The sequence below is a fragment of the Mesorhizobium sp. M0815 genome (genome assembly GCF_040319995.1).
In the GTDB taxonomy this organism is placed as follows: domain Bacteria; phylum Pseudomonadota; class Alphaproteobacteria; order Rhizobiales; family Rhizobiaceae; genus Mesorhizobium.
This window is the reverse complement of sequence record NZ_JAMYOU010000063.1, coordinates 1-8,552: the sequence shown is the minus strand read 5'-3', so window position 1 is coordinate 8,552 and position 8,552 is coordinate 1. Positions and strand designations below refer to the sequence as shown.

The following is an 8,552-nucleotide window of genomic DNA, read 5'->3' as shown; positions in this document are numbered from 1 at the left end:
CTAAACACGGGGGCTGCGCGGCGGACACGCCGACGTCACAGCTACTGCCACGCCATTTTTGCAGAACTTGACGCACACAACTCGACAGAGGGGGTCACAGCGCGTGGAACGCCAGCGCCTTCCGCGACAGACGACGTGGGCGCTTGATGTGAGACGACCCCTTCTGGCCTGCCGGCCATCTCCCACTCAAGGAGGGAGATTAACCGCTTCGAGCGATTTCGCCAATCACCGGCGCGGTTGTTCTCCTATTAGAAGACGGAACTGCCAATCTTAGGACCAAAATTTATTTGCCGGCTAAAGGTCCTGGCATTTTGGCAACCCACCTACTCCCGCTTCAGCCTGCGGCAAAGCTCATCGAGTTGCTCCAGCGTCCGGTAGGCGACGCTGATCACGCCGCCGCGCTGGTTGTGCTCGATCGTGACGATCATGCCGATCGTGCTGGTCATCTGCCGCTCCAGCGCCAGTGTATCGGCATCCTTTTGCGGCGGTGCGGCGGGTTGGCGTTTTGCCGCCGGCGCGCCGACCGGCATCTGCGCCAGCGCCTCGGCCTGGCGCACCGAAAGCCCCTCATCGATGATCCGCTTGGCGAGCCCGGCCGGGTCGTCGGCCGTCACCAAGGTACGGGCGTGGCCGGCCGACAGCGCCCCATCGACCAGCATGTCGCGAATGACGTCGGGCAGCTTGAGCAGCCTCAGCGTGTTGGCGACATGGCTGCGGCTCTTGCCGATCACCTGGCCGAGATCGGCCTGGGTATAGCCGTGGTCGTCGATCAGCTGCTGGTAGCCCAGCGCTTCCTCGACCGGGTTGAGGTCGGTGCGCTGGACGTTTTCGATGATCGCCAGTTCGAGCGCCGTGCGATCGTTGACATCGCGCACAATGATCGGGATTTCGGTCAGCCCGGCGCGTTGCGCCGCACGCCAACGACGCTCGCCGGCGATAATCTCGTAGCGGCCCGTTTGGGTTTTCGACGGCCGCGCCACCACCGGCTGCACCACGCCGTGTTCGCGGATCGACTGGGCGAGGTCGGTCAGGTCGGCGTCGCCAAAATGCCGCCGCGGGTTTTTCGGGTTAGGGCTGAGGAACTCGATCGGCACCTTGCCGTCGGCCGCCAGCCCCGGCTTTTCCGGTGCCGCCGGGCGATCGATTTCGCCGATCAGGGCCGCCAATCCCCGGCCCAGTCTCTTTCTCGAAGGGTCTTCGTTCATCGTCCGTCCAGATCGTTTCGGTATCGAATCGCTTGTTGGCTACTGTTAGGCGGCACGCAATTTGCGCTCGCGGCGGATCACTTCGGAAGCAAGCTGCAGATAGGCCTGGCTGCCCGAGCATTTGAGGTCGTAGAGAATCGCCGGCTTGCCATAGGACGGCGCCTCGGAAACGCGGACATTGCGCGGGATGACGGTTTCATAGACCTTGTCGCCCATATGCGCCCGTACATCCTGCACCACCTGGTTGGCGAGATTGTTGCGCCCGTCGAACATCGTCAGCACTATGCCCTGGATCGTCAGATCGGGGTTGATCGAACGGCGCACCTGCTCGACCGTCTCCAACAGCTGGCTCAGGCCCTCCAGCGCGAAGAATTCACACTGCAGCGGTACCAGCACCGAATCGGCCGCAGCCATCGAATTCAGCGTCAGCAGATTGAGCGAGGGCGGGCAGTCGATCAGCACATAGCCGAAATTGGCCGAGCGCTCGGCCGAAGCCCGCAGCGCGTTGCGCAGCCGCAGCACCCGGTCCGGCGCCGAGGCGATTTCCATCTCGATGCCGAGCAGATCGAGCGTCGACGGCACGATCGACAGGCCGGGCACCGCCGTCGGGATCGCCGCCGCTTCCAGGTCGAGTTCGCCGGTCAGCACATCATAGGACGAGACGGTGCGGTCGCGCCGGTCGATGCCAAGCCCGGTGCTGGCGTTGCCCTGCGGGTCGAGATCGACGATCAGCACCTGTTCGCCTATAGCGGCCAGCGCGGTGGCCAGATTGATGGCCGTCGTCGTCTTGCCGACGCCGCCCTTCTGGTTGGCGACGGTGATGATTCGGGGGCCGTTCTTCATCATGGGTCTATGCCAGAAATTCATTCGGGGTCGCCGGTCACTAGCCAGGGTGCTGTCGCAAGTCGGATATTTCGAGAACGACGCCCTGCGCGTCGGTTACACTGGCATGTTCTACCAGATCGAAAGACCATCGTTGAGCGCTTTCTGCCACTTCGGCGCGGTAATCCCGGCCTTTGTGAAACAGGCCGCGCGCGCCCTTCGTCAGCCACGGCGCCGCCAGGTGGAGCAGGGCCGGCAGCGAGGCGAGCGCCCTGGCCGTGACGATTTGTGGTGCAGGAACAAGAGGATAGCTGTCGTCTATGCGCCGCGCGATGACCTTGGCAGGCAGGCTGAACTGTCCGACGACCGCTTGCAGGAACGATGCTTTTTTCCGGTTGCTTTCAACCAGGTCGATGCTGGCCCCTTCACGCTCGACCAGCAGAAAGGCCAGCACAAGCCCGGGAAAACCGCCGCCGGAGCCGAGATCGACCCAGCGCTTCGCGTCCGGTTTGATTCGCGCCAGTTGCGCGCTGTCGAGGATGTGGCGGCGCCAGACATCGTCCTGCGTCGATTGCGCGGCTAGATTGATCCGGCGATTCCATTTCTGGAAGACGGCCTCGAACTCGACCAGACGACCGAATGTTTCACGTGAAACCGGGCCTGCTGCCTGTTGTAGGTTCGCCCAGGACGCAGCGCTCACGCGACCTGCTTTCGCGCGGCCGCCTCGGCGTTGCGGACATGCGCGACGATAATCGCCAGCGCCGCCGGCGTCATGCCTTCCATACGCTGCGCGTCAGCGATGGAACGCGGCTGGCGTGCCAGCATCTTCTGCTTCAACTCATTGGACAGGCCGGGAACAGAAGCAAAGTCGAGCGACTCGGGAATAAGCCGGCTCTCCTCATGCCTGATCTGCGAGACGTCGGCCTGCTGGCGGTCGAGATAGACGGAATATTTGGCTTCCGTTTCAAGACGTTCGGCCGTTTTGGCGTCGATAGCGCCAAAAGCAGGTTCGATGCGCCCCAGCCAGGCGATATCGACGCCGGGATAGGCCAGCAGCTCATAGACCGAGCGGCGCACGCCGTCCCGGTTGATCTCGAGCCCATGGCGCGCCGCCTCATTGGGGGTCATCGTGGTGCCGAGGGCGAGCTGCCGCGCCTTCTCAAGGTCTTGCACGACAGTGTTGAACCGTTGCGTTCGCTCCGGCGAGGCGATCCCCAGCCTCATCGCCAGCGGCGTCAGCCGCTCATCGGCATTGTCCGCACGCAGCGACAGCCGGAACTCGGCCCGCGAGGTGAACATGCGGTAGGGCTCGGCGATGCCGCGGCTGGTCAAGTCGTCGACCATCACGCCGATATAGGCTTCGGTGCGGCTCAGCACGATTTCATCGCTCGCCGACGCCTTGCGCGCTGCATTCAAGCCGGCAAGCAGCCCTTGCGCGCCAGCCTCCTCGTAGCCGGTGGTTCCGTTGATCTGGCCGGCGAGGTAAAGCCCGGCGATCCGCTTGGTTTCCAGCGTCGGCTTGAGTTCGCGTGGGTCGACATGGTCATATTCGATGGCATAGCCGGGCTGCAGCATCGTTGCCCGCTCCAGCCCCGGAATGGTTTTCAGGATGTCGAGCTGTACGTCCTCGGGCAGCGAGGTCGAGATGCCGTTCGGGTACACCGTGTCGTCGTCGAGCCCTTCTGGCTCCAGAAAAATCTGGTGGCCTTCGCGGTCACCGAACTTGACGATCTTGTCTTCGATGGACGGGCAATAACGCGGCCCGACGCCTTCGATTGACCCCGAATACATAGCCGAGCGGCCAAGATTGGCGCGAATCAGCTCATGCGTGACATTGGTCGTGCGCGTAATCCCGCAATGGATCTGCGGGTTTTCGATGCGGTCGGTGAGCAGCGAGAACGGCACGGGATCTTCATCCGCCGCCTGGCTCTCAAGCGACGCCCAATCGATCGTCCTGCCGTCCAGCCGCGGCGGCGTGCCGGTCTTCAGCCGCCCGAGCCTGAAGCCGGCGCGGCTCATCGTCGCCGACAGGCCGATACTCGCTTGCTCGTTCATGCGGCCGGCGACGATCTTCTTCTCGCCAATATGGATCAGCCCGCGCAAAAAAGTGCCGGTCGTCAGCACCACGGCACCACAGGCGAGCCTGCTTCCATCTGCCAGCAGCACCGCCGCGATGCGCCCATCGTCGATTTCTCCATCATTGATGTCGAAGTCCAGCACCTCGCCTTCAATGACATCGAGGCCGGCCTGCTGGCGGATCGCCGCCTGCATGGCGAGCCGATAGAGCTTCCTGTCGGCTTGCGTCCGCGGACCGCGGACCGCTGGCCCCTTACGACGGTTGAGCAGACGGAACTGGATGCCGGCCGCATCGGCGACGCGCCCCATCAGCCCGTCCATGGCATCGATCTCGCGAACCAGATGGCCTTTGCCGAGGCCGCCAATCGCCGGGTTGCAGGACATCACACCGATCGTGTCGAAGCGCAGCGTCACCAGCGCGGTTCTGGCGCCGGCACGCGCGGCAGCACTGGCCGCCTCGCACCCAGCATGGCCGCCACCCACCACAACCACATCATAGCGATTGGTCATCTGTATCTTCCGATTCAAATCTGCCGACACATGTGCCCGCCCGGACGAGCTGTCAAGAACAGAGAGGCTTCAGGCGCATAACTGCGCTGACCATTGCAGATAGAGAACGCCCGGCGCTGCCCTGTCTTCCTTCTCCCCTTGTTGTGGGAGAAGGTGGATTGGCGCGCGGCGCCAAGACGGTTGAGGGGTGCTGGACGGAGCACCGTCGGTGCCAAGCTGGAACACCCTCATCCGACCGAGCTTCGCTTGGCCACCTTCTCCCACACGGGGAGAAGGCGAGAGCCGCACCTAACCCCTCAACCTGCAGCACCTGCGACATTTGCACAGCGAATCGTTTCACGTGAAACAATGCCCTCCACTGACCGCCCAGCGTTTCACGTGAATCACTGGGGCGTATTCTTCCCAATGTTTCACGTGAGTCATTTCCCAATACAGAATTGCGAAAAGATCACGTCGAGCATGTCCTCGACATCGACCGCGCCGACGATTCGTCCGAGCCGATCCGCCGCCAGGCGCAGTTCCTCGGCCCGCAATTCCTGTCCGCGATCACTACTTGCCACTGCCGCAAGCAGGAAGCGTTTCGTCTCATTGAGCAGCTCGACGTGCCGCAGCCGCGACGGCAGGATATCGCCGGCCTGGCCGATCTGCGCTGCGGCGCGGCGCCCGATCTCGTCCAGCAATTCGGCCACTCCCGTGCCGTCCCGCGTCGAGATAGCGATATCATAGTGCGCCACAGGCGAGGGTGATTTGCCCCTCAGAAGATCAACCTTCGTTCCGACCCTCAGCGCCGGAATGGCGCCCGGCAGCACACCGATCGCCATTGGCTCAGCCATATCCTCAAGCAGCAACAGCAGGTCCGCACTGTGCGCCTTGGCCCTGGCCTTCTCGATGCCGATCGCCTCGATCTTGCCGGGCGCCTCGCGCAGACCGGCGGTGTCGGTTACCCGGACCCGCACCCCTTCGAGGTCCAGCACCACCTCGAGCAGGTCGCGGGTCGTGCCCGGCTCATCGGTGACGATCGCCGCCTCGCGCCGCGCCAGAGCGTTGAACAGGCTGGATTTGCCGGCATTCGGCGCACCGAGGATGACGACTTCGAACCCGTCGCGAATGATTTCGGCAGCGCGGAAGCCGGCGACATGGCGCTCGATCTCGGCGATCATGGCCCGCACGTCGGACCAGACTGTGTCGGCGACCGAACCCGGCACGTCGTCCTCGTCGGCAAAATCGATCTCGGCCTCGATCATCGCGCGGGCGTGGATCAGCCGTCGGCGCCAGCCCAGATAGAGTTCGCTCTGCACGCCTTCGGCATTGTGCACGGCAAAGCGCCGCTGCGCCTCGGTGTCGGCATTGATGAGATCGGCCAGCGCCTCGGTTTCGACCAGATCGAGCTTGCCGTTGACAAAGGCGCGGCGGGTGAATTCACCCGGCTCGGCATGCCTGACGCCGTCGAAGGAGGTGATCGTTTCCAGCATCTTCGCCACGACGGCGCGTCCGCCATGCACATGGAACTCGGCAACGTCCTCGCCGGTAAAACTGTCGGGACCGGCAAAGAAGACGACCGGGCCGCTGTCCAGCACCGATCCGTCCGGCGCCCGTAACTTGCGATAGCTAGCAACGCGGTTCGGCACGGCCGATCCGGCAATCGTTTCGACTACGAATCGACTCTGCGGCCCCGAAATTCGGATCACCGCAATGCCGGCCGGCAGGCGCCCGCTCGACAGTGCCACGATGGAGTCTTTTGAAATCATTTGCCCGCTCTGCCGAAGCGCCCTAGCTATGCCTGTTCAATCCACCATCGAGTTGCGCCGTGACATTGCCTGCACAAAACCTGCTTGCCGAAGAGGCCAGTCCCTATCTGCAGCAGCACAGCGGCAATCCGGTGCACTGGCGGCCATGGTCGCCTGCCGCTCTGGCCGAAGCACAGGCGCTGCAGCGTCCGATCCTGCTGTCAGTCGGCTACGCTGCCTGCCACTGGTGCCACGTCATGGCGCATGAGAGCTTCGAGAACGACGGCGTCGCCGCCGTCATGAACCGTCTCTTCGTCAATATCAAGGTCGACCGCGAGGAGCGCCCCGACATCGACCAGATCTACATGGCGGCGCTGTCCTCGATGGGCGAGCAGGGCGGATGGCCGCTGACCATGTTCCTGACGCCGGACGGCAAGCCGTTCTGGGGCGGCACATACTTCCCTCGCGAAGCCCGCTACGGGCGCCCGGGCTTCGTCCAGGTGCTGGAGGCGGTCGACAAGGCTTGGCGGGAGAAGAAAGAAAGCGTTAACCAAAGCGCCGACGGTTTGACTACGCATGTCGAGGCGCGGCTGGCGGGCAGCCATGCCAAGGCCGTACTCGACAGCGACACGCTAGCGAAGCTCGCCAACGGCATTGACGGCATGATCGACCGCGAGCTGGGCGGCCTGCGCGGCGCACCCAAATTCCCCAACGCGCCGTTCATGCAGAGCCTCTGGCTGTCCTGGCTGCGCGACAGCACCGCAGCCCATCGTGACGCCGTTCTCCTCAGCCTCGAAAAGATGCTGGCCGGCGGCATCTACGACCATGTCGGCGGTGGCCTCAGTCGCTACTCGACCGACGCCGAATGGCTGGTGCCGCATTTCGAAAAGATGCTCTACGACAATGCCCAACTCGTCCGGCTGTGCAATTGGGCCTACGCGTCAACTGGCAAGGAATTGTTCCGGTTGCGAATCGAAGAAACGATTGCCTGGCTGTTGCGCGAAATGCGGGTCGAGGGCGGTGCCTTCGCTGCCAGTCTCGATGCCGACAGCGAAGGGGAAGAAGGGCTGTTCTATACCTGGAGCAAGGATGAGGTCGAGCTTGCCCTTGATGACGAATCAGCATTGTTTTTCAACTACTTCACAGTTGCCGACCCGCATGGCTGGGAGGGCAAGCCGATCATCCGCCAGACAGAAGCCCAGCAGACGCAAAGTGTGATCGACCGCCAACAGCTCGTCCCTCTGAAAGAAAAATTGCTCGCGGCGAGGTCACAGCGCATCCGGCCAGGGCGTGACGGCAAGGCCCTGACCGACTGGAACGGCTTGATGATCGCAGCCCTTGCCGAGGCCGGGCGATCGCTTGGCCGATCCGACTGGATCGAAGCGGCGGCAGCGGGCTTTGCCGCCATTGCGGGCGCCGGACGTGACGGCCGCCTGCCGCATTCGATGCTCGGCGCAAAGAGGCTGTTCCCGGCCCTGTCGAGCGACTATGCCGCCATGACCAATGCGGCGGTCTCGCTGTTCGAGGCGACCGGCAATCCCGACTATATCGATCGCGCCAAGAACTTCATTGAGCAACTCGATCTCTGGCACCGGGACAGCGACAAGACCGGCTACTATCTGACCGCATCGGACAGCACGGATGTGCCGATCCGCATCCGCGGCGATGTCGACGAGGCCATTCCTTCCGCCACCGGGCAGATCATCGAAGCCATGGTCCGATTGTCGTCGCTGACCGGCGATCTCGATCTCTGGGAAAAAGCCTGGACAGTCGCCGAGCACGCGGCCGGGCGGGCGGAGCACCAGGGCTATGGCCAGGCGGGAATCGTCAATGCCTGTGCCCTGGCGCTCGAACCGCTGAAACTGGGGATCGTGGATGATTTGGCGAACCCGCAGCTCGTTCCGGTAGCGAATCGATCACCGGATCCACGAAGGGTTGACATTGTCGTGGCAACCCGCTCGGCAATAAACCTGCCGGCCCTACCAGGCGGCATTCTGCCGCCAACAGATAGGCCAGGCGCCTGGCTGTGCACCGGGCAGGTTTGCCTGCCGGTGGTAACGGAAGCCGAGGAACTTGAGCGGCATTTGCGGCGGTGATGGACCTGGCGCGACCCCTCCTTCTCCCCTCTGTGGGCCTGTTGCGTAATTCGCTGATTGTGATTCTCTGAGGTGGACGGTCTGAGGGAATCGCGATGGCAGTGAAGCAGACGGGC

At 63.5% G+C, this 8,552-nt stretch carries 6 protein-coding genes; 1 reads left to right on the top strand and 5 read right to left on the bottom strand.

Going from position 1 to position 8,552, the window contains the following annotated elements:
• Positions 1–323: 323 nt before the first annotated feature.
• The 5 genes from NKI01_RS30580 to mnmE form a co-directional block, all read right to left on the bottom strand.
• Complete coding sequence (locus tag NKI01_RS30580; RefSeq protein ID WP_023718749.1) at positions 324–1,205, bottom strand: ParB/RepB/Spo0J family partition protein; 882 nt, start codon at positions 1,203–1,205, stop codon at positions 324–326.
• Positions 1,206–1,250: 45 nt separating this feature from the next.
• A complete protein-coding gene (locus tag NKI01_RS30575) occupies positions 1,251–2,051 on the bottom strand; it encodes a ParA family protein (protein WP_084642633.1) in 801 nt (266 codons plus the stop codon).
• A gap of 37 nt (positions 2,052–2,088) precedes the next feature.
• Positions 2,089–2,727 carry a 16S rRNA (guanine(527)-N(7))-methyltransferase RsmG gene (gene rsmG, locus NKI01_RS30570; RefSeq protein ID WP_352789145.1) on the bottom strand — a complete coding sequence of 213 codons (639 nt, stop codon included), beginning with the start codon at positions 2,725–2,727 and terminating at the stop codon, positions 2,089–2,091.
• Complete coding sequence (gene mnmG / locus NKI01_RS30565; RefSeq protein WP_352481325.1) at positions 2,724–4,613, bottom strand: tRNA uridine-5-carboxymethylaminomethyl(34) synthesis enzyme MnmG; 1,890 nt, start codon at positions 4,611–4,613, stop codon at positions 2,724–2,726. The genes rsmG and mnmG overlap by 4 nt, the downstream gene beginning before the upstream one ends.
• Before the next feature lie 419 nt (positions 4,614–5,032).
• Positions 5,033–6,361 carry a tRNA uridine-5-carboxymethylaminomethyl(34) synthesis GTPase MnmE gene (gene mnmE, locus NKI01_RS30560; protein WP_352481326.1) on the bottom strand — a complete coding sequence of 443 codons (1,329 nt, stop codon included), beginning with the start codon at positions 6,359–6,361 and terminating at the stop codon, positions 5,033–5,035.
• A gap of 59 nt (positions 6,362–6,420) precedes the next feature.
• On the opposite strand from mnmE, the gene NKI01_RS30555 reads away from it, so the two are divergent.
• Entirely contained in the window at positions 6,421–8,436 is a 2,016-nt protein-coding gene (locus NKI01_RS30555) for a thioredoxin domain-containing protein (protein WP_352965815.1), read from the top strand.
• Positions 8,437–8,552: the final 116 nt, after the last annotated feature.